At 59.5% G+C, this 18,135-nt stretch carries 22 protein-coding genes and 1 tRNA gene; 12 read left to right on the top strand and 11 right to left on the bottom strand.

Annotation, left to right across the window (positions count from 1 at the left end):
* The first annotated feature begins 10 nt into the window (after positions 1-10).
* The 4 genes from bamC to APH25_RS11745 all read left to right on the top strand — a co-directional run bounded on the left by bamC (position 11) and on the right by APH25_RS11745 (position 2,814).
* A complete protein-coding gene (gene bamC, locus APH25_RS11760) occupies positions 11-1,132 on the top strand; it encodes an outer membrane protein assembly factor BamC (protein WP_028634641.1) in 1,122 nt (373 codons plus the stop codon).
* Positions 1,133-1,891, top strand: coding sequence for an MBL fold metallo-hydrolase (locus APH25_RS11755; protein ID WP_060482065.1), 759 nt, complete (start codon positions 1,133-1,135; stop codon positions 1,889-1,891).
* Positions 1,892-1,921: 30 nt separating this feature from the next.
* Positions 1,922-2,632, top strand: coding sequence for a phosphoribosylaminoimidazolesuccinocarboxamide synthase (purC, locus tag APH25_RS11750; RefSeq protein ID WP_011535129.1), 711 nt, complete (start codon positions 1,922-1,924; stop codon positions 2,630-2,632).
* Between the two features lie 92 nt (positions 2,633-2,724).
* Positions 2,725-2,814 (top strand) — tRNA-Ser (locus APH25_RS11745).
* Between the two features lie 161 nt (positions 2,815-2,975).
* On the opposite strand, the gene APH25_RS11740 is transcribed toward APH25_RS11745, so the two are convergent.
* The 11 genes from APH25_RS11740 to APH25_RS11690 form a co-directional block, all read right to left on the bottom strand.
* Positions 2,976-3,344, bottom strand: a complete 369-nt coding sequence (locus tag APH25_RS11740; RefSeq protein ID WP_060482064.1) for a hypothetical protein — start codon at positions 3,342-3,344, stop codon at positions 2,976-2,978.
* Between the two features lie 14 nt (positions 3,345-3,358).
* Positions 3,359-3,838 (bottom strand): Panacea domain-containing protein, encoded by a 480-nt coding sequence (locus APH25_RS11735; RefSeq protein WP_060482063.1) that lies wholly within the window; start codon positions 3,836-3,838, stop codon positions 3,359-3,361.
* Positions 3,839-3,994: 156 nt separating this feature from the next.
* Positions 3,995-5,248: an Arm DNA-binding domain-containing protein gene (locus APH25_RS11730; protein WP_060482062.1), complete on the bottom strand. Its 1,254-nt coding sequence runs from the start codon at positions 5,246-5,248 to the stop codon at positions 3,995-3,997.
* Positions 5,245-5,499, bottom strand: a complete 255-nt coding sequence (locus tag APH25_RS11725) for a hypothetical protein (protein WP_033741372.1) — start codon at positions 5,497-5,499, stop codon at positions 5,245-5,247. The genes APH25_RS11730 and APH25_RS11725 overlap by 4 nt, the downstream gene beginning before the upstream one ends.
* Before the next feature lie 217 nt (positions 5,500-5,716).
* The gene (locus APH25_RS11720; protein ID WP_060482061.1) at positions 5,717-6,136 is read right to left on the bottom strand and encodes a hypothetical protein; all 420 of its coding nucleotides are present in this window, start codon (positions 6,134-6,136) and stop codon (positions 5,717-5,719) included.
* Positions 6,133-6,855 carry a hypothetical protein gene (locus APH25_RS11715; protein ID WP_060482060.1) on the bottom strand — a complete coding sequence of 241 codons (723 nt, stop codon included), beginning with the start codon at positions 6,853-6,855 and terminating at the stop codon, positions 6,133-6,135. The genes APH25_RS11720 and APH25_RS11715 overlap by 4 nt, the downstream gene beginning before the upstream one ends.
* Positions 6,856-7,229: 374 nt before the next feature.
* Positions 7,230-7,763: a hypothetical protein gene (locus tag APH25_RS25685; protein WP_177331172.1), complete on the bottom strand. Its 534-nt coding sequence runs from the start codon at positions 7,761-7,763 to the stop codon at positions 7,230-7,232.
* Complete coding sequence (locus APH25_RS11705; protein ID WP_060482059.1) at positions 7,760-8,257, bottom strand: hypothetical protein; 498 nt, start codon at positions 8,255-8,257, stop codon at positions 7,760-7,762. The genes APH25_RS25685 and APH25_RS11705 overlap by 4 nt, the downstream gene beginning before the upstream one ends.
* An 85-nt stretch (positions 8,258-8,342) precedes the next feature.
* Complete coding sequence (locus APH25_RS11700; RefSeq protein WP_060482058.1) at positions 8,343-8,588, bottom strand: pyocin activator PrtN family protein; 246 nt, start codon at positions 8,586-8,588, stop codon at positions 8,343-8,345.
* Positions 8,585-9,094 (bottom strand): hypothetical protein, encoded by a 510-nt coding sequence (locus APH25_RS11695; protein ID WP_060482057.1) that lies wholly within the window; start codon positions 9,092-9,094, stop codon positions 8,585-8,587. Before APH25_RS11695 ends, APH25_RS11700 begins: the two co-directional genes overlap by 4 nt.
* A 296-nt stretch (positions 9,095-9,390) precedes the next feature.
* Positions 9,391-10,095, bottom strand: coding sequence for a S24 family peptidase (locus APH25_RS11690; protein ID WP_060482056.1), 705 nt, complete (start codon positions 10,093-10,095; stop codon positions 9,391-9,393).
* Between the two features lie 97 nt (positions 10,096-10,192).
* On the opposite strand from APH25_RS11690, the gene APH25_RS11685 reads away from it, so the two are divergent.
* The 8 genes from APH25_RS11685 (at position 10,193) to APH25_RS11650 (ending at position 18,129) form a co-directional block, all read left to right on the top strand.
* Positions 10,193-10,417, top strand: coding sequence for a YdaS family helix-turn-helix protein (locus APH25_RS11685; protein WP_060482055.1), 225 nt, complete (start codon positions 10,193-10,195; stop codon positions 10,415-10,417).
* Positions 10,418-10,641: 224 nt separating this feature from the next.
* Entirely contained in the window at positions 10,642-11,130 is a 489-nt protein-coding gene (locus APH25_RS11680) for a phage regulatory CII family protein (RefSeq protein WP_028687348.1), read from the top strand.
* Positions 11,123-11,326, top strand: coding sequence for a TraR/DksA C4-type zinc finger protein (locus APH25_RS11675; protein ID WP_060482054.1), 204 nt, complete (start codon positions 11,123-11,125; stop codon positions 11,324-11,326). Before APH25_RS11680 ends, APH25_RS11675 begins: the two co-directional genes overlap by 8 nt.
* A complete protein-coding gene (locus APH25_RS11670) occupies positions 11,323-14,103 on the top strand; it encodes a bifunctional DNA primase/polymerase (protein ID WP_060482053.1) in 2,781 nt (926 codons plus the stop codon). The genes APH25_RS11675 and APH25_RS11670 overlap by 4 nt, the downstream gene beginning before the upstream one ends.
* A gap of 325 nt (positions 14,104-14,428) precedes the next feature.
* Complete coding sequence (locus tag APH25_RS11665) at positions 14,429-14,977, top strand: hypothetical protein (RefSeq protein WP_060482052.1); 549 nt, start codon at positions 14,429-14,431, stop codon at positions 14,975-14,977.
* 207 nt (positions 14,978-15,184) lie between these two features.
* Positions 15,185-15,532 (top strand): phage holin family protein, encoded by a 348-nt coding sequence (locus tag APH25_RS11660; RefSeq protein ID WP_060482051.1) that lies wholly within the window; start codon positions 15,185-15,187, stop codon positions 15,530-15,532.
* A gap of 145 nt (positions 15,533-15,677) precedes the next feature.
* Entirely contained in the window at positions 15,678-16,199 is a 522-nt protein-coding gene (locus APH25_RS11655; RefSeq protein WP_060482050.1) for a terminase small subunit, read from the top strand.
* Positions 16,200-16,242: 43 nt separating this feature from the next.
* Positions 16,243-18,129, top strand: coding sequence for a phage terminase large subunit family protein (locus APH25_RS11650; protein ID WP_177331173.1), 1,887 nt, complete (start codon positions 16,243-16,245; stop codon positions 18,127-18,129).
* The last annotated feature ends 6 nt before the right edge of the window (positions 18,130-18,135 follow it).

Here is an 18,135-nt window from a genome sequence, read left to right as displayed (position 1 = left end):
AGTACCCCGCATGAAGCGACTGGCTGGTCTTTCCGCCCTTGCCCTGATCATCTCCAGCACCAGTGGGTGTGGCTGGCTGTGGGGCGAAGATGGCTATTTCCGCGACCGCGGCAGCGATTACCTGCAGGCGCACCCCACTGCGCCCATGCAGCTGCCTTCGGACGTGAGCGGCGTCAAGCGCCTCGACCCCCTGCTGCCGATTCCACGCAACGTTGCCGACGACAGCGTCGCCGGCGAGTTCGTGGTGCCGCGCCCGCAACCCTTGACCGGCGGTGCCGGCCAGGCCACTGACTACAGCCTGCAGCGCAGCGGCACCAGCCGTTGGGTGCTGGCCCAGCATGCGCCAGCCGAAGTGTGGCCGGTGGCCCGCCAGTTCTTCGAGGACAACGGCTTCCGCATTGCTGAAGAGCGCCCGCAAACCGGCGAATTCAACACCACCTGGCAGCGCTTCGACGAGCTGTCGGCGTCCATGGGCCAACGCCTGGCCAGCACTGCCAGCAGCGCCAACAGCGACGTGCGCGTGCGGGTGCGTATCGAGCCCGGCGTGCAGCGCAACACCTCCGAAGTGTACGTGGTCAGCGTCGAGCGCCCGGCCGGTAGCAGCGCCGAGCCCGACTTCCCGTCCACCTCCACCAACACCGGCGCCGACGCGCTGCTGGTCGACGAACTGCTGGCCAGCATGAACCGCAGCGCCGAGAAAGGCGGTTCGGTGTCGCTGCTGGCAGAGCGCGACTTCGATGTGCCAAGCCGCGTCAGCCTCAGCGAAGACGGCAGCGGCAACCCGGTACTGTTCCTGGGTGCCGACCTGGACCGTGCCTGGTCCAGCGTGGGCCGTGCCCTGGAGCAAGGCGGCGAGTGGCGTGTCGAAGACATCAACCGCAGCCTGGGCCTGTACTACATCAACCTGTCCGAAAAGCCTGAAGACAAGCAGAACCAGCCTGGCTTCTTTGGCCGCATGTTCGGCAGCGAGCCCACCAAGGAAGAGCGCGAAGCCCGTGCTGAGCGCTACCAGGTCCGCCTGAGCAAGGTGGGTGAGAGCGTGCAGGTTACTGTCGAGAAAAACATCAACACCGTGGCCCCGGCCGATGTCGCCCGCCGCGTGCTGAGCGCCATTCAGGACCACCTGGGCTAAGTGCGCTTCGCGGTACTCGGAAGCGGCAGCCAAGGGAACGGCACGCTGATCGCCAGTGGTGACACCTTCATCCTGGTCGACTGCGGGTTTTCCCTGCGTGAAACCGAGCGGCGCCTGGCGCTGCTCGGGGTCTCGGCAGCACAGCTCAGTGCGGTGCTGGTTACCCACGAACATGCCGACCACGTGCATGGGGTGGGCCTGCTGTCACGGCGCTACAATGTACCGGTCTACCTCAGCCAGGGCACCTTGCGCGGTTTGCGCAAGCCGGTGGAGGTGGCCGGTTTTCTCGCGTGTGGGCAAAGCCTGCAAATCGGTAACCTCGAGGTTACCGCCGCGCGGGTCGAGCATGATGCCCATGAGCCGTTGCAGTACGTGGCCAGCGATGGCAAGCGCCGGTTTGGCATGCTGACCGACCTTGGCTCGTACGATGCGCGGTTGTTGGAGCGTTACCATGGCCTGGATGCGTTGCTGATCGAGGCCAACCACTGCCGTGACATGTTGGCGCGCGGCCACTACCCGTACTTTCTCAAGCAGCGGGTCGGGGGCATGCAAGGGCATTTGAACAATCACCAGGCCGCGAGCCTGGTGCAGGAGTTGGGCTGGAGCAACCTGCAGCACCTGGTGCTGGCCCACCTCAGCAGCAAGAACAACCTGCCACACCTGGCCCGCCAGTGCTTTGTCGACACCCTTGGGTGCGACCCTGGCTGGCTCCAGGTGGCAAACCAGGAACACGGGCTCGACTGGCGCGAAATCGCCTAGCCCAACACCTCAAGCAAGCGGAGCCCAATCATGGAAAAACGCGACGAACTCTACCGCGGCAAGGCCAAATCGGTTTACAAGACCGACGACGCCGACCGCTTGATCCTGCTGTTCCGCAACGACACGTCGGCGTTCGACGGCAAACGCATCGAGCAGCTCGACCGCAAAGGCATGGTGAACAACAAGTTCAACGCCTTCATCATGCAGAAACTGGAAGAAGCCGGTGTGCCGACCCAGTTCGACAAGCTGCTGGGCGACAACGAGTGCCTGGTGAAGAAGCTGGACATGATCCCTGTGGAATGCGTAGTGCGTAACTATGCTGCCGGCAGCCTGGTCAAGCGCCTGGGCGTGGAGGAGGGCATCAAGCTGGAGCCGTCCACATTCGAGCTGTTCCTGAAAAACGACGAGAAGGGCGACCCCTTCATCAACGAATCCCACGTTGTCGCTTTCGGCTGGGGCACCGCCGAGCAGCTGGTCGAAATGAAAAAGCTGTCGCTCAAGGTCAACGAAGTGCTGAGCAAGCTGTTCGATGACGCCGGCCTGCTGCTGGTCGACTTCAAACTGGAATTTGGCGTATTCCACGGCCAGATCGTGCTGGGCGACGAGTTCAGCCCCGACGGCTGCCGCCTGTGGGACAAGGAAACCCGCAAGAAGATGGACAAGGACCGCTTCCGTCAGGGTCTGGGCGATGTGATCGAAGCGTATGAAGAAGTGGCCAAGCGCCTGGGCGTGCCGCTGTAACGCGCCAGTTCACGCAAGCGCCTGATACCACGTGGTTTTTTAGAAAATAAAGGTTTGCGTTTTCAAAATTCGCTGGTATGATGCGCGGCATTGGAGAGATGCCGGAGTGGTCGAACGGGACGGATTCGAAATCCGTTGTACTGGCAACAGTACCTAGGGTTCAAATCCCTATCTCTCCGCCATACGCGAAGTAGCCGAAGCCCCCGAAAACGTTGAAGTTTTCGGGGGCTTCGTCGTTTCAGGGGTATGGACTAGGGCAAATTTAGGGCAATAATTTGCCCTCTCAGGCCGAATCAGGCCGTGTCGGGTCGCCGTCGTTAGCTGGGAATTGGGGACTGGGTAGCTACTTCTTGGAGGGCTGCATGATTTCTTTGAGGTAGCCGAGCACTAGGCCGCCGAAAGCGCTGCTGAAAAGCATCTTATCCATCGATTGCAGCTCGGCCTCGGTTAGCCAGCGGGTGGTCCAACCAAAGATGGTGTGAGGGCCTGCTACATGCCAAAACCTCACGGTGACCAAGGCGGCTATCAGGAAGGCGCCATAGCGAAGATATCTTTTCGCGATTGCGTGAAGCTCGGTTTGAACTCCTACGCGCCCATCGACAAGGGCTTGCTCTTCTTTCTTGGCCTGTTCTAGGTCAGAAGGTGAGGGAGGGCGTGGGGGCTGAATGGCGTCAAACGAAACCGGATCTATGTGTTGGTTCGTTGGATCCATGCCAGCCCCTCTGCTTAAGCAGAAATCTTTTCTTTGTAATGCCGCTCGATCAGCTCATTCGGGATGATCGCGCCGCTGTAGTTGTCGCCACCTGATTGGTGCCAGATTTGGTCCCAGGGGGTGCCGGTTTGATGCGTCATGGCCGAGAGCTGAACCCCGGTGTAGCCCCCATAAATCTCCCAGATCCTATCTAGCAGGGCGAGAGTATGAGGGTTAGAAAGCGGGTTCTGGTAATCGCCCGGTACGCCGTATCCCGGGATCGCCGAGTCGATGGTGCCCCGGCCGTAATGCTTCAGCTTTCGGTACAGGTCTGGAATGACAGGGCCATAGCGCCAGGCCTGAACAGCATCGTTGATGAGATTTTGCGAGAAGTATCCCCTGAACCATCCGTGCGAAATGTACACGAGCTTCAAGACCTGCATTGGAGTTAATGGAACTCCGCGGTCGAAGGACTTCTGGATGAAGTAGTTAGCTACGGATTCGCTAGAAAGCATTGGCTACCCCTCCTGTGTATAAGCTGTGGATACATTGTGGATTACTTCTATATGGGGGTGTAATTATGGGTGTCAATGGCCTAAAGAGCAAATAATTTTCACTGTATGAATGTACAGAGCGTGGTTTGGCAGGCCCTCTGGCGCCGCTCCAGGCCTCTAGACGCTCTTACCGGAAGGCTGTTGAAATCCCATCATCTTGGAGACGATATCCGCCATGCTTTTGGTGTCCTTCGAGATCCAGCGACCGTAGTGCTTTCGTACCATGGTCGTGTCGCTGTGGCCGAGTTGGCGGGCCACCCATTCAATCGGGACGTAGCTCGACAGTGCTTGGCTCGCGAACGTGTGGCGTGCCTGGTTAGCACCTCGATGGCGAATGCCTGCTTTCTCCAGGTGGGCGGTGAACCAGTTGCTGACGGTCTTGCCGTTCCACAGCAGGCCGCTAGTGGAGCTGCGGAACAGGAAGCGGACACGCTCATGCTTCTTCGTGATGTTGTCTCGCTGCACAACAGTGATGTGCGTGGGTTCGGCATCCTTGGCTTCCGCCACGATCATGGTCAGCAGCTCTAGGGCCGGCGCGATCAGTTCCACTGTTCGAATGCGCGAGCGTTCTTTCGGTACCTTGAACTCCCCAGCGACCAGGGCGCGCCTGATTGTCAGGGTGCCAGTCACCAGGTCGACGTCCTCTACACCGGCTGCGATCAATTCGGACAGAGACAGCCCGGCCCAACAGTTGAAGACGATCATCCGGCTGTCTGCCATTCGCTCCGGATCGGCGGCGGCTATCCGCTCGATCTCGCTCCGGGTGAAAGGGTCGGCGAATTCGCTGTCGCAATCAGACTGGATGTTCTCGATGCGCTCTAGGGGGTTGAGCTTGATGATCTCATCGCTGAACGCATCCCCCCACACCCCCCTTATAATTGTGAAAACGTCGTTTACGGTTTTCGGTTTGAGGCCATTGGTGAGTAGTTCGGCCTGGAACAGTTCAAGCTCGCTTTTGGGGATGCTTGCGATGGTTCTGCCGGTGAACTTCCTTCTGACGTGCTCCGACTTGCTCTTGTAGTTGATGAACGTGCTGTGGGCCTTTTTAACCCTGGCAACTTCAAGCCACTGGGCGATCCCCTCGTCCACAGTTCTTTTGGCCGGCTCGTTCGGAAGTTCCTGTCTAGCTTTGAGCCAAACCGAGTCGGGAAAGTGCGCCGCATAGTCGAAGCGGTTTTCCTTGATCTCGGCAAGAATCGTTCTGCGCTTGTTATCCGCATAGGCGATGGCAGCTTTGTTGATCTTTGCGACATTGCGTAGAGGCTCGCGGCGGCGTTCGCCTTCGTACATGAAGGCGATCCGAAGGAGGTTGCCATTGATGTCGACGCCCGTTGGTAGGGAGTCGACACCTGCAGGGAGTTTCACACTCATGGACGGCCGGCCATCCAATTTTCGATTTCAACACGGTTGTAGACAATGACGTTGGCTGGGTCAGTCCGCCATTGTTTCTCTTCCAGCCAGATTCCACGGTCGCGGTATTTACGTACGGCCTCAGTGCTCAATCCGAAGACCGGGAACAGCAACTCCTTCCGAATCCATACGGCAGGGGTGATGAGAAGTTGAACCGCTTCGGTCGGCTGTTTGTTTGCTTCGTGGATGGGTTTAACTTGTGGCTTTGCCATTGAGTAGTCTCCGACTTACCGAAGTGGTCGCAGGTGCTGCGCCTGCTTACGATTTTTCGCGGCCACATTGGCCATGTACGATTCCCATTTGCCGCTCTCGCGCTGTTGCCGGATTCGGCTGCACCGCTGGTGTTGCCGCGTCGACCTGCCTTTGCCGCACACATCGCAGATGGCAGGAAGGTCGAGGCTGTGTGAGGCCATGGGGGGCCGGATGCGATCAGTCATAACTCACCGCCTCGCTGCCATTGTTGATAGCGTCCAGCGCGGCTTGGTCAAGCAAACGGTGCATCTGGTTGGTTCCTTGCTCGTCCTCACGCTGCAGTTCGTGGATGATTTCCTGTATCAATAACGTACCGTTCTGGATGCTGATCGGATCGCCCTTGTAGTCGACCGGCCATTCCGGTGCGCAAGTGACTGCGTGCAAAAGGCACTCGGTGGTGATGCGGATAACCAGTTGGTCGCCCTCGACAGCCACTGTTGGCAGCACGTTGGTTAGCTCTGCGGATTCCGCAGTTGTTGGAGTTAGGATGCGATCCAGCTCGTCAGCTACGTCCTGCATGCCAACAGCAGCTGCTGCGTCAAGGGCTTGCTCCAGTAACTCACTGGACACGCTAACCATTCGATTGGTGTCGTTCATGACTGCACCTCGCGTGCCGTTTGGCGATCCAGGCGTTCGATCTCGGCCAGGATCAGGGCGCCGGCCTTGATGAGCATCAAGCGCGGGCTGGTTGGCTTCCAGTGCTCTTTCGCCCAAGGCCAGAGTCCTGTTGGTCTTGAATTGAGGTAGTCGATGTGATCGTCTTGGCTAGCGCCCCTAGGATCAGCCCAGAATGCGTAGGCGCTTGCAGCCTGGGCGAGTTGCCCCATGGTGTATTGGTCGTCACGCTCAAGGGTGTGGCCCTCTTCGCGAACTTGACGGCGCCGTTCAGCCAGCAGGTCTTGGACTGCAGTGCTCCAGGTTGGGCTCTGTGCCTCAAGCAGCTCGCGGGTCTCCTTGATCTGGTCGTTGAGGCCCTGGTCACTCATGCTGGTGTGTTGGACCCAGTCCTCCAGTAGAGAGCAGGATCTTTCGGCCAACAGGAGAAGCTGGAAGTTGAGGTCGGGCTGCTCGCCCTCCGCCTTGTCGAGGCTGCGGCAAGACGCTGCACCGGCGCAGGGGGGGCCGGAGAGCTCGATGTTGCTGTCGGGCTTACAGCCCTCGGCGTTTATATGGCGGTGGCGCTCGATCTCGGCGATCAAGCCCAACACTGTTGCGGGCGGTAGTGCCGTCCCATAGTCATTCAGGGCGACGGAGTCGTATTGGTTTGCGGCAGCAGCAGTGGCGAGAGCCTTCAGTCTGATGATGTCGATTGTCATGCTGTAGCTCTCCGGCTGATGATGAAGCCAGCTGCTTGGCGTGCCTTGGAGCAACGGTTGTGGTTGCCTTTGACGCGAGCGTTGCCGCAGATGTCGCAGATGAACGACATGGCAGGACGAAACATCGGCTGCACGCCCTTTGTCGTCCGAGTGGTCGGGGTGTAGGTATGTGGATTGGTCACAGCGAATACCTCTCATGGACTCGGCGAGCGTTCGGGCTCAAGGCCAGGTGCTCAAGGTTTGAGGCGGTGTTTGCGGTTGTTAACGTGACTGTCGCTGGGTGGCTGACGGCGCCGCTGCGGTGCAGCTCGGACAGTCCGACGAATATCGCTACGGCAAGCGCAAGGCTGATCAGCTGCCAGGTGCATGCTGGGTTAAGCATTGATACCGGCCTCCCGAACGTGAATTCGTGCGAGTTCGAATAGCTGGTCGGCGGAAACTGGCTCCAAGAGCTGCTCGCCGTTCTGCACGGCTTCCAACCGAGTGCGATACAGCCCGGCCAGGCCGAGCCAAGCGACGGCATTGTGTTCGGCGTTAGACACTGAGCAGCCTTGGGCTTCAGGGACAGAACCTTCGTGGGTGCGGCTGCACTTTCTGCAGTGATACAGGCCGCCGTCGTCGGCCTCGCTCATGTACCAATCATGGCGGTGCGTGCTCATGCGGCCTTCCTGTTGGCGGGTGATCTGCATGGCCTGGTCGAAAGTAATTACACGGCCTTTGAAGTACCAGGCGGGATTGTCAGCGTTGGTCAGCACCAAGGTGTCCAGCAGCGGGACTGGGGCGCCTGCGTCCCAGTTGTCGAGGATTTGGCTAAGGCCAAGAGCTTTTGCGATGGCTTGGGCATTGCGGGACTTGCCGCATCCGGCCGGGCCGTAGACGAGGCAACTGCGGGGAGTCTGAATGGTCATGCTGCAGCTCCTGCGTTTACGGCGCTGGCCAGCGTGCTGCGCAGTTGGGCGTGAATCCGCTTGGCCAGCTCGTCAATGGCGTCAGCCTGGACACCTGCTCGCGTTGCCTCTGCTTCGGTCTTCAAGGCTTTAAAGGTGCGTTGAGCCAGGCGCATCATCGACGAGGCGCTCACCAGTCTCTCGTAGTCCGCCTTAGTCACTGGCAAACCGGTGTACGACATGATGCGGGCTTCCAGTTCGGCGATACTGGATTTGAGGTTGGCGACAGCCAGGTGGTGCTTGCGTTGGCCAGCCTCGGACTGGATTCGGGCCTCGTCCAGGTCATCCTGCAGTCCTTTGATCTGGAGCTTGAGATCAGCTCTCTGTTGCTGTCTGCCCGCATCGACGCCGTGGAGGAAGGCACGATGGCGTACCTTCGGAATGATGAAGGTGAGGGCGATCAGGCTGACTAGCCATACGATCCCCAAAGCGAGTACTTGCTGGTGCGGTTGCATACGCTGTGCTCCGAGATAGCCCGCCACCGGGCAAGGTGAGAGTCGATGGCGGGTTGGATGCCCCTGATGGCCGGGGCCGCCTGGTTCAGGCGGATTGCTTATCGCGTTCTGCCTGAAGGTCGAGGTACTCGGCCAGGTTGTGCAGATAAACCACGTATGAGGCTTTTTTAGAGCAGTCAATCTTGCTCACCCGTAGGCCAATCCGCCCCTTACTGATCAGTTCTTTAAAGCGCCGATCCGAGCCGATGTGAGAGAAGTAGCGCTCCCTCACAGCGGACAGCGTTGGGCAGGGCGTTGAGAACTCGTTGCGCAGTTGTTCCAGGGTGCTCATGCGCATTTCCCGAGATCGTCTGGGCCGGGCTGAAGCTTCGCCAGCACCGCTGCTGCGAGTTGCTCTTTGCTAGAACCGGTGACAGCAACGCAGACGTCGCCCTGGTCGTTGGTCACGACCGCGCCAAGGGGAAGTTGGTGGTTGACGGTGGCTATCACATAGGCGGTTTGACCGGACTGCAGCACCTCTTCAACGCAGACCTGCGCCTCCATTAGTGCCAGCGCTTGTTCCGATTGGGCGCCGGTGTCAGCTCGTCCATTCGCCAGGTCCTGCACGAAGTCTCTTAAGGATTGACACTTGGTGGACAGCGCACGAGGAAGGCTCAGGCTGCTGCTGAGCGGGCCCACGGACACTTTGATGCAGTGGTGCGTACTGTCGTTTTCAATCTCGATATGCGCATCGACTGTGACTTCAGGGCGCTGCAATTTGCACGTCGCAGTGCCTCCATGATCCAAGGTGCGTTGCAACAACATGATCTGCCGCAGAGAAATCTGGAACTCGGTCATGCTGCACCCCCATCGGCGGGGATGGCCTGAGTCTTGCCGTTCAAACCGACAATCAGTTGCAAGCCAGTGCTGCGCTGGAAAGCCTGGATTCGCGCAGGGCTGCTGCAAGCTGTTGGATGAATCAGGACCGCTGCCGGTCCGCTTTGCTGTGCTGATTTCATTTTTCTGTGTCCTTGGTGTGAGAGTGGGCACAGACAGAAATTAGCAAAAGCTAATTTTTATATCAATAGCAGATGCTAAATTAGCGAGGCGTCGTTGCTCCCCGGCACTTTCCGGTACGAAGCAACGTGCAGCGGTTAGAGCTTCTTGGCGTTCCAGGCCAGCAGGACGCGGGCCTGGATGTGCATGCGCTCGATCATCGACTCATCGATAGTAATGGGGGGATAGATCGGGTTGTCGGAAATCATCCGAAGCTGGCCACCAGTCAGGCGCTGCAGACGCTTGATATAGAGATCACCCTCCAGGGTGAATACATAGATAGCGTCGGTACGAACTTCGGAAATTCCCCGGTCAACAAGAAGGGCGTCGCCGTCAGCAAATGTACCTGACATGCTGTCGCCATCGCCGGTGATGATGGCTAGGTTTTCAACTTTGGAGAAGCTGAGGCCCTGCATCCTCAGCCAGTCGAGGTGGACCGTCATGTCGCGGATGACTTCGATGTGCATTTCTGGGGCTACCTTGCCATGGCCCATGGATCCCGCGATATCAAGGTACGGGATCAACACGAAGTTCTTGTCCTTTGTGGCCCTGGTGGGCAGGCGAACAACGTTTGTCGGGGCTGCGTTGGAGGGCTCCTCCGCAGGAGGAGATGTCAGCATCCCTGCCGCAAGTCCAATTTTGACTTCCAGATTTCGCGCTGCTTTTTCGCCCAGCTTGCGATGGCCGTTGAGCAGCTGCGATAGGTACGACGCATCTAGGTCATGAGCTTCGGCAAATTCCTTCTGGCTCATGCTGCCCATGATCGTACGGAGTGAGGCGATACGCCTTTCATTTATGTCCATGCGGTGATGATTGCTTTCCGTTAGCAAACAGTAAATTACGATCTGCTATTGCCTAGCTAATTAGCAATTGCTAATCTGCATGCCAATGGAGGGGCTTATGACGCTTAGCGAATACTTGAAGACCATGAACAAGGATGGGCTGGATGCCCTCGCACAGCACTGCGGGACTTCCGTCGGCCAGCTGAAGCAGGTGGCCTATGGGAACCGCCGGGCAAGCGCGGGACTGGCCGTCAGTTTGGATCGAGAAACAGGAGGGGAGATTCGATGTGAGTCGCTCCGCCCGGATATTGATTGGGGGTATTTGAGACAGGAAAAAAAGTAAGACCGCTGAGCCAGGACTCTCACCTCCCGGCCCAGCTATGACAGTGCAAAACACCATCACTCCCGTCGCCCGGCAGCCTCTCTCACAAGTGAAGCCGGATGACTGTTACCGAATGCAGTGCACGCACAGCACAGCGCGGATTTACGCACAGCACAACGGTCGTGGCTGTAGGATAGGGCTTCCCCCCATCCTGTGGCTACACCGTAAACCGAGGATTTACGGTTATGAGTCGCATCGATCTACTGCCGGACGCGGGTCCGGTTCTCGCATTGCGCCAGGCGCTCTATCGCGCCGGTCGCGACTATCACGGTGGTATCACAAAGCTGGCCTTCGACATGGTCATGGATGTGGACACCCTGCAGAAGAAGCTTCATCCCACTGAGGAGCGGCGTTGGCCCAGCCCGGACGAAATCGAGGAGATTGTTCGCTGGACTGCAGACCCCCGCCTGCTTGATGCCCTTGTCCGTCCAGCTGGCGTTGTCTGGTATCAGCCAGAGCCTGTACCCGCGACGAATGCAGCGCTCCACGCAGTTGCCAAGCTGCTGGAAGAATCCGGTGAATTCGTCGGTAGCCTGCACGACGGAGCTGCTGACAACGTCTGGACGGAAACCGAAGTGCTCGACCTTGAGCACCGGGGGATGGATGTGATCCGCCAAGTCCTGGCCATCATGGCCGGGGCCCGCCAAGCCATGGAGGACGAAGCCCATGGCTGATGCCGTTGATTTTGCAAACGACCACGCCGAGTACTTCCTGCAGCTGTCATTGCAGCGTCTTGCTCGACTTCCCGACAAGCCAAGCGCACAGTTCTGCGAGGACTGTGATGAAGCGATACCTCTGGCCCGACAGCAATCGGTTGCAGGTTGCGAAACCTGCATCGACTGCCAGAGCCTGCGGGAGCGTCGGAGATGAGCGAGCGCCCAACACGCGCAACCGCTGATTGGGCGCGGCGTTACATTGAAACCTTCGATCTCGCACTCGTTCCGATTGAGCCAGGTGAGAAAGGGCCAAAGGGCGCTGGTTGGAACAAGCCTGGCGGGTACTTCACCGACCCGTCGAAGGCAGAGGCGTTCTGGACCGCGAACCCGAGCCATAACCTCGGTGTTGTGCTTGGGCCGAGTCGTGTCTGTTCGCTCGATGTTGACGACGTCGAGCTAACGCGGCTGGTCCTTCAGCAAACAGTGGGTCTCAATGTTGACGCCCTGGCTGAGGAATATCCCACCTCTGTCGGAAACCCTGAACGCTTCCGCGTGATGTTTAGTGTGCCTGAGGGCGTGGAATTAAGCCGCCACGCACTGGTGTGGCCGAACAGGAATGACCCTGATGGCACCATCTACAAGGGGTTGATGGCGCAAGTAAAGGCTGCCATGGAGAGCGGTGACGCGGCCCGCGAAGCAGCGTTCCGCATGGCGGCTGAACCATTCAAGAAGGTGACCGTGTTCGAGTTGCGTGGCGGTTTGGTGCAGGACGTCTTGCCGCCATCCACACACCCAGGTACTGGTAAGCCTTACACGTGGAAGACCCCGCCGGCTGCAGAAGGGCTGCCTGAATTGCCGACCGATCTGTTAGAGATCTGGCAGGACTGGGATGCCTTCAAGGTACAGGGAGAAGACGTGTGTCCGTGGAAGCCGAAAGCGCCAAAGCCTCCGTCGGTTTCTCGGCCTAATGCGAGGCCAACATCCCCAACGGCTAGGTCAGCTGACCGGCTTCCAGAGGTGATTCCTGAGTTCAATCGGGTCCACGACATTGCAACCATGATCGAAGCCCATGGCTACAAGCGTATCGATGGCAAGTGGCTGAGCCCGCACAGCAGTTCAGGCCAGCCAGGGGTGACGATCACGGACGGCAAACTCTATTCGCATCACACATCGGATCCGTTGGCTAACGGACACAAGAATGATGCGTTCGATGTCTTCTGCATCCTTATGCACGACGGTGATCAAAGGGCGGCGACTAGGGCAGCGGCTCAAATCCTCGGTTTGGATGCGAAGCCTCGACCGCCGGCCCCTCCGCCATTAGGCGAACTTCCCCGCACCCCATCTGTGATTGAGAAGGCCGAACAGCCTCCGCCCGGGAACGGTGATGCCGAGCAACTTCCCCACGCCCCATCGGATGAAGAAGCCCCCAGCCCGGCCGGCTCCTCGGCCAAAGGGGGGAGCGGGGGGGACACCCTGGATATCGACGGTGCGATGCGCCGGTTCGCCCTGGTGGAAGGCACCACCAGCGTATGGGACTTGGATAAGGGTAGGGCGATGAAGCGGGCAGGGTTCGAAGCCCTGGTTGGGAAGCCGCTGGCTAAGGAGTGGGTAGAGCGCACTGACAAGAAGCTGATCGGTTCTGAGCAGGTGACGGAGCTTGAACAGGCTCGGAAGATGTCCAGCAAGAAGGGCGGTGCGCTGAAACTTGAGCCGCTGGATCGGTACATCTACATCGACGGTACGAAAGAGGCCTGGGACCGTGAGAAGAAGCGGCGCCTGCCCGAGGGTAGCGTCAAGATGGCCTTGGGTGATGCCTATCAGCTCTGGCTGAACAGCCCTGATCGTCGGGTGGTGGACGTTGACCACATCGTGTTCGACCCGACGATGACTAAAGACCCTGCGATCTACATCAACACCTTCGAGGGCCTGCCACTCACCCCGGTGCGCGATGACGCTGCCTGCGAGAACCTGCGCTGGCTGATCGCCTTCCTTTGTAACAATGACGAAGAAGCCTTGGATTGGCTGATCAAGTGGCTTGCTTACCCGCTGCAACACATGGGCGCGAAGATGGATACGGCGATCCTGTTCCATTCGACCATGGAGGGCTCGGGTAAGAGCTTGCTGTTCGCAGACATCATGGGCGAGCTGTATGGCAGGTACAGCGCTACGGTAGGGCAGGCGCAGTTGGAAGGTAACTTCAACGCCTGGCAGAGCGGCAAGTTGTGGGCGGTATTCGAAGAGGTTGTGAGCCGAGATCAGCGCTATAACCAGGTCGGTAAGATCAAGCACATGATTACCGGCAAGACGGTACGCATGGAGTCCAAGTTCATTAACGGCTGGGAAGAGTCCAACCACATGAACTCTGCATTCCTGAGCAACGAGATCATGCCGTGGCCGATCAGTGAAGACGACCGCCGAATGCTGGTGATGTGGCCTCTGGAAACGCTGCCACCTGAGCGTCAGAAAGCCATTGCTGCAGAGTTGGCCAAGGGCGGCGTGGCTGCTCTGTATGGATGGCTTCTAGACGTTGACCTCGAGGACTTCAATCAACGAACACGCCCACCGAAGACGGAGGCCCGCCAGCGGCTGGTCGAGCTGAGTCGCACAGCCTGGCAAACCTTCTACTACCTCTGGCGCAACGGCGAGCTTGGGTACGGTCTTTGGGGCTGTTGCCTGACCTCGGACGTTTACGCCATGTTCATCGAATGGTGTGCTCACAACAAGGAACACGCCATGAGCCAGACCAAGTTCTCATTGATGCTGAGCGCGAAGGTGGAGAAGACGAGAGCTATCCCTTGGTCAGACTGCTCCACAGAGTGTGCAACCCGTAGATTCGCAGCGTTCTTCATGCCCACAGATGGCGATCCTTCCCTGCCCCCATCCTTGAATGCGGCCGTGCTGGGGAAGAATGTTCGCGAATGGCGTGAGCGAGCGAAGCTCGCAGGCTGGACGGTGGAAGCCTGGGACCACATAAAAAGGGTGGCTGCATGAGTGCGTCAGCAAGTGTGTTGGGTGTGTTGGGTCGGTGTTGGGTTGGTTTTATCAAGCCAACACACATGCAACCCCCGGAATCCGTGGGTTGCGGTCAGCCTGTGTTGGGTGTGTTGGGTTCGCGCACGCGTGCGCGCATACGATCTTTATCAACCCCCGAAATCACAGAGGGAAAAAATCTCCATGCGAGTCCTGAAAAACCCAACACACCCAACACACTTAACACAGGTATCTCTAATCCTCTGAATTCATTGAGTTTCGAGTGTGTTGGGTCTGTGTGGGGTTGGCCAAATGTGTGTTGGGTGCTGGATTTGGAGGTAAAACGATGAACATGGACGCAGGCGGGAGCACTCAGCGCGAGATGCAGTTGGCCCAGCACATCAAGGAGATGGCCGAGTTGATTAACCAAACCGAGCGGCTGCACCTTGTGGCCGGTCTGATGCAGCATTGGGGGGAGCAGCGTAGGCAGCTTGGGCTTGAAGCAAGCATCGGCAGCCAGATGGGTACCATCATGGAATGGAAGGGTTCGGCGCCACGCACCGGTACTTCTGGAGCGCGGATACTGGTATCAGGGGCAGGCCTGGACCATGCCGCTGCCGAAGTCGATGCGGCGGTGGCCGAATTAGCCCGCCGTGACGAACGCGGAGCAACGCTGGCCAAGCTGGCCGAGCTGAGATACATGGAGCTGGCCACCATCAGGGTGCAGATGCGGGAGGTCGGACTGGGCGAGCACGCCGACCGCACCTATCGGAACTGGGTGAAGGCGCTGCATCTGCAGGTCTTCTCTGTGCTTGCCGCCCGCGCAGGCCGCGTTCGGCAACAGACCGTTCGTCGGGTGGGTATGCGACTTGCGTGCAACATGGATGGCAGATAGTCACCACATTGCGACGTACCGAAAATAGGCCCTTTTCGGTTTTTCCGGTGACCTGTAAAAAGTCCCCACGATATCAAAAGTGCGCTTAGGCGCTTCCCCCACAAGCACTGTGTTGTGCAACCGGCCCCGACCTATCGGTGCATCGAGAACCCTGCTAACCGGCGGGGTTTTCTTTTTCCGGCACTTTGCTTTGCCAACGAGGCTTGAATGAACAGCGAGCAACAAGCGTTAGCCGAACTGCCGATCTGGATGGTGATTGTGCTGTCCCTGGTCGGTGGTGTTTCGGGAGAAATGTGGCGGGCCGATAAGGCGGGCGCTCGCGGGTGGGGACTGGTTCGCCGGTTGGCACTGCGGTCTGGTGCCTGCGTCACCTGTGGGCTGTCGACCAACATGCTGCTGTATGCGTTGGGTGTTTCGGTGTGGGCGGCAGCAGCGGTCGGATGCCTGACCGCCATGGCCGGCGCCGATGTGGCGATCAATCTTTACGAGCGCTGGGCCGCCAAGCGGCTGGGTCTGGCGCAGGTGCCGCCAGCCGGCAGCGAGGCGGGGCAGTGACACCCGCCCGGGATGGCCGGGTCGGGCAGCGCCCGCCGATTTTTGGGTCCTCCCCCTGGGCCGTCCCCTACACGGGTGCGCAGACTCGCGGTTTCCCTGCAGCTGGAGTTTTAACAGGGATGTCCGTCTTTTCAAGGACTTAGCGATGGGCAAGACAGTAACCAAGCTTGAATTAAGCGAGATCGTGGGCCGTGACGAACGCACGCTCAGCCGCTGGCAAAAAGACGGCATGCCGGTCATCGAGTTTGGCGTAGGGCGCGGCAACGAAAACCAGTACGACACGCAGGTGGTGATCGACTGGCTGATGCGCCAAGCCGCGCTCAACGGCAAGAAGGAATCCACCCGCGACCGCTTGGACCGAATCAGGGGCGACCGCGAAGAACTGGCGCTGGCCAAAGACCTGGGCGAGGTCGTGATCGAAGCCGACCTGGTACAGCGCTTCGAGGCGGTGATCACCGCCGCCAAGATCGAGCTGCTCAACACGCTGCCCGACGAATTGGCCGAGACGTTGTCGGCTCGGTACGGCGTGCAGATCGACGACCAGCTGATTCGCCAACCCATCGAATCGATACTTAGGAGACTGTCCGCGTATGACGAGGACGACGATCTCGCTGGGGATTCTGACGAGCCGGACGATGCGGAGGGCTCTGAAGAAGACGGCGAGTAAGGCAATGGGGCGGGTGTGCCGCAAGTGGGCGCCACCGCCACGCATGACTATCATCGAATGGGCCGACAAGTACCGTTGGCTGGCCCCCGAGGAATCCGCCACCCCAGGTAAATACCGCTTCGACAAAACGCCACACCTGATCTGGCCAGGCGGCCCCCTGGAAGCGCTCGACGATCCGAATGTCGGCGAGATCGTCGGCCGCAAGTCGGCACAGGTGGCCTGGACGTCGGGCGTGCTGGGTAATGCCCTGGGCAAGTGGATCGACCTTGATCCTTCACCGATCCTAATCCTGTTCCCCAAGGCTGAGGCCGCCAAGCAGTACGTGGCGGAAAAACTCGAGCCGATGATCGAGGCGACCAGACGGCTGGGCAAGAAGGTCGATCTGCGCAGCCGCAAGCTGCAGCAGCGCCAGGACTTCAAGCGCTTCCCCGGAGGTTTCCTGAAAATGGTCGGCTCCAACAGCCCGGCCAGTGTGAAGTCCACGCCGGTACCACGCGTAGCCATCGAAGAGCCCGACGACTGCAACCTAAACCTGCGGGGGCAGGGGGACAGCATCAAGTTGGCCAAGGAGCGTCTGAAAACCTTCCGGCGCTCGAAGATCATCATCGGCGGGACGCCGACCATCAAAGGGCTGTCGGCCATCGACGCAGAGCTTGAACTGTCGGACAAGCGCGTGGGCCTGGTGCCGTGCCACGGCTGCGGTCAATCGCACGCGTTGAGCTTCGATCATCTGCACTGCGACGAAGACCCGCACTATAACCATGAAGTGTACCGCAAGCGTCGCCCCGAGACGGCCTATTACGCCTGTCCGCACTGCGGCGAGATATGGGACGACCACCAAAAAAACGCCAACCTGCGGCACGGGCGCTGGGAGGCCACCGCCGAGTTTCGCGGTATCGCCGGATACATCCTCAACGAGCTGTATGCCACGTTTCACGGCTCGCGGTTCGAAGTGTTGATGGAGAAGAAGCTGCAGGCCGAGCATGCGGCGTCGATGGGCAACATCGGCCCGATGATCGCCTTCACCAACAGCTCGATGGGCGAAAGCTACGAGTACAAAAGCAACGCGCCCAAGACAGACGAGCTGGAGAAACGCGCCGAGCCGTATGCCGAGCTGACGGCGCCCAAGGGCGTGTTGCTGGTCACGGTCGGCGTGGACGTGCAGGGCGACCGACTGGCGCTGGTGATCATCGGCTGGGGCAGGGGAGAAGAGTCGTGGCGGTTGTACTGGGGCGAGCTGCCCGGGAACCCCATTGATCCGAATGACCCGGTGTGGGGCGAGTTGGACCGCATCGTGTCCACGCCGATCCCAACAGAAGGTGGGGCGCAGATCGCGGTCTCGGCCGTCAGCATCGACAGCTCGGACGGCAACACCAGTGATGCGGTGTACACCTATGTGCGGGACCGGCAGCGGTTCAACATCATGGCGATCAAAGGCGCGTCGATTGACAGCCGCGACCGGGAGATCTTCACCAAACCGGCTCAGTCCACCGACACCAGCCAGGACAACACCAAGGCCGCGAAGTACGGGCTGCGCGTCTTCATCGTCGGCACGCACAAGGCCAAGACGCTGATCGATGGCCGCATGCGGCTCAAAGGCAGCGGGCCAGGGCGCATGCACTGGTATAGCGAGATCCGTGCGGACTACTACGAGCAGTTGACCAACGAAGTGCTGGCCCCGCACCCGCGTATCCCCAGCCGCATGGTCTGGCAGAAGAAGGCCGGCCGGCGCAACGAAGCACTGGACTGCGAGGTGTATGCCTTGCACGCCGCGCGTAGCCTGAAAACGCACCTGCTGCGCGATCACGAATGGGATCAGCTGGAGCAGCAACAGCTACAGCCCACCCTTTTCAATACTGAGCAGGCGGTGGCGCCGGTTCCCCGTCGCGCAGTCGCTCGCGGTCGTGGCACACGGAGCCGCGTCGGCTAATCGAGG

This window comes from Pseudomonas sp. NBRC 111119 (assembly GCF_001320125.1).
In the GTDB taxonomy this organism is placed as follows: domain Bacteria; phylum Pseudomonadota; class Gammaproteobacteria; order Pseudomonadales; family Pseudomonadaceae; genus Aquipseudomonas; species Aquipseudomonas parafulva.
Note: the sequence above shows the minus strand (reverse complement) of the source record. Positions and strands in the feature narration are given on the sequence as shown.

Bases quoted from the DNA above. Each gene is read 5' to 3' on its own strand.
- bamC (WP_028634641.1), top strand. From the start codon at position 11: ATGAAGCGACTGGCTGGTCTTTCCGCCCTTGCCCTGATCATCTCCAGC.
- purC (WP_011535129.1), top strand. From the start codon at position 1,922: ATGGAAAAACGCGACGAACTCTACCGCGGCAAGGCCAAATCGGTTTAC.
- APH25_RS11740 (WP_060482064.1), bottom strand. From the start codon at position 3,344: ATGGATCCAACGAACCAACACATAGATCCGGTTTCGTTTGACGCCATT.
- APH25_RS11735 (WP_060482063.1), bottom strand. From the start codon at position 3,838: ATGCTTTCTAGCGAATCCGTAGCTAACTACTTCATCCAGAAGTCCTTC.
- APH25_RS11730 (WP_060482062.1), bottom strand. From the start codon at position 5,248: ATGAGTGTGAAACTCCCTGCAGGTGTCGACTCCCTACCAACGGGCGTC.
- APH25_RS11725 (WP_033741372.1), bottom strand. From the start codon at position 5,499: ATGGCAAAGCCACAAGTTAAACCCATCCACGAAGCAAACAAACAGCCG.
- APH25_RS11720 (WP_060482061.1), bottom strand. From the start codon at position 6,136: ATGAACGACACCAATCGAATGGTTAGCGTGTCCAGTGAGTTACTGGAG.
- APH25_RS11715 (WP_060482060.1), bottom strand. From the start codon at position 6,855: ATGACAATCGACATCATCAGACTGAAGGCTCTCGCCACTGCTGCTGCC.
- APH25_RS25685 (WP_177331172.1), bottom strand. From the start codon at position 7,763: ATGACCATTCAGACTCCCCGCAGTTGCCTCGTCTACGGCCCGGCCGGA.
- APH25_RS11705 (WP_060482059.1), bottom strand. From the start codon at position 8,257: ATGCAACCGCACCAGCAAGTACTCGCTTTGGGGATCGTATGGCTAGTC.
- APH25_RS11700 (WP_060482058.1), bottom strand. From the start codon at position 8,588: ATGAGCACCCTGGAACAACTGCGCAACGAGTTCTCAACGCCCTGCCCA.
- APH25_RS11695 (WP_060482057.1), bottom strand. From the start codon at position 9,094: ATGACCGAGTTCCAGATTTCTCTGCGGCAGATCATGTTGTTGCAACGC.
- APH25_RS11690 (WP_060482056.1), bottom strand. From the start codon at position 10,095: ATGGACATAAATGAAAGGCGTATCGCCTCACTCCGTACGATCATGGGC.
- APH25_RS11685 (WP_060482055.1), top strand. From the start codon at position 10,193: ATGACGCTTAGCGAATACTTGAAGACCATGAACAAGGATGGGCTGGAT.
- APH25_RS11680 (WP_028687348.1), top strand. From the start codon at position 10,642: ATGAGTCGCATCGATCTACTGCCGGACGCGGGTCCGGTTCTCGCATTG.
- APH25_RS11675 (WP_060482054.1), top strand. From the start codon at position 11,123: ATGGCTGATGCCGTTGATTTTGCAAACGACCACGCCGAGTACTTCCTG.
- APH25_RS11670 (WP_060482053.1), top strand. From the start codon at position 11,323: ATGAGCGAGCGCCCAACACGCGCAACCGCTGATTGGGCGCGGCGTTAC.
- APH25_RS11665 (WP_060482052.1), top strand. From the start codon at position 14,429: ATGAACATGGACGCAGGCGGGAGCACTCAGCGCGAGATGCAGTTGGCC.
- APH25_RS11660 (WP_060482051.1), top strand. From the start codon at position 15,185: ATGAACAGCGAGCAACAAGCGTTAGCCGAACTGCCGATCTGGATGGTG.
- APH25_RS11655 (WP_060482050.1), top strand. From the start codon at position 15,678: ATGGGCAAGACAGTAACCAAGCTTGAATTAAGCGAGATCGTGGGCCGT.
- APH25_RS11650 (WP_177331173.1), top strand. From the start codon at position 16,243: ATGACTATCATCGAATGGGCCGACAAGTACCGTTGGCTGGCCCCCGAG.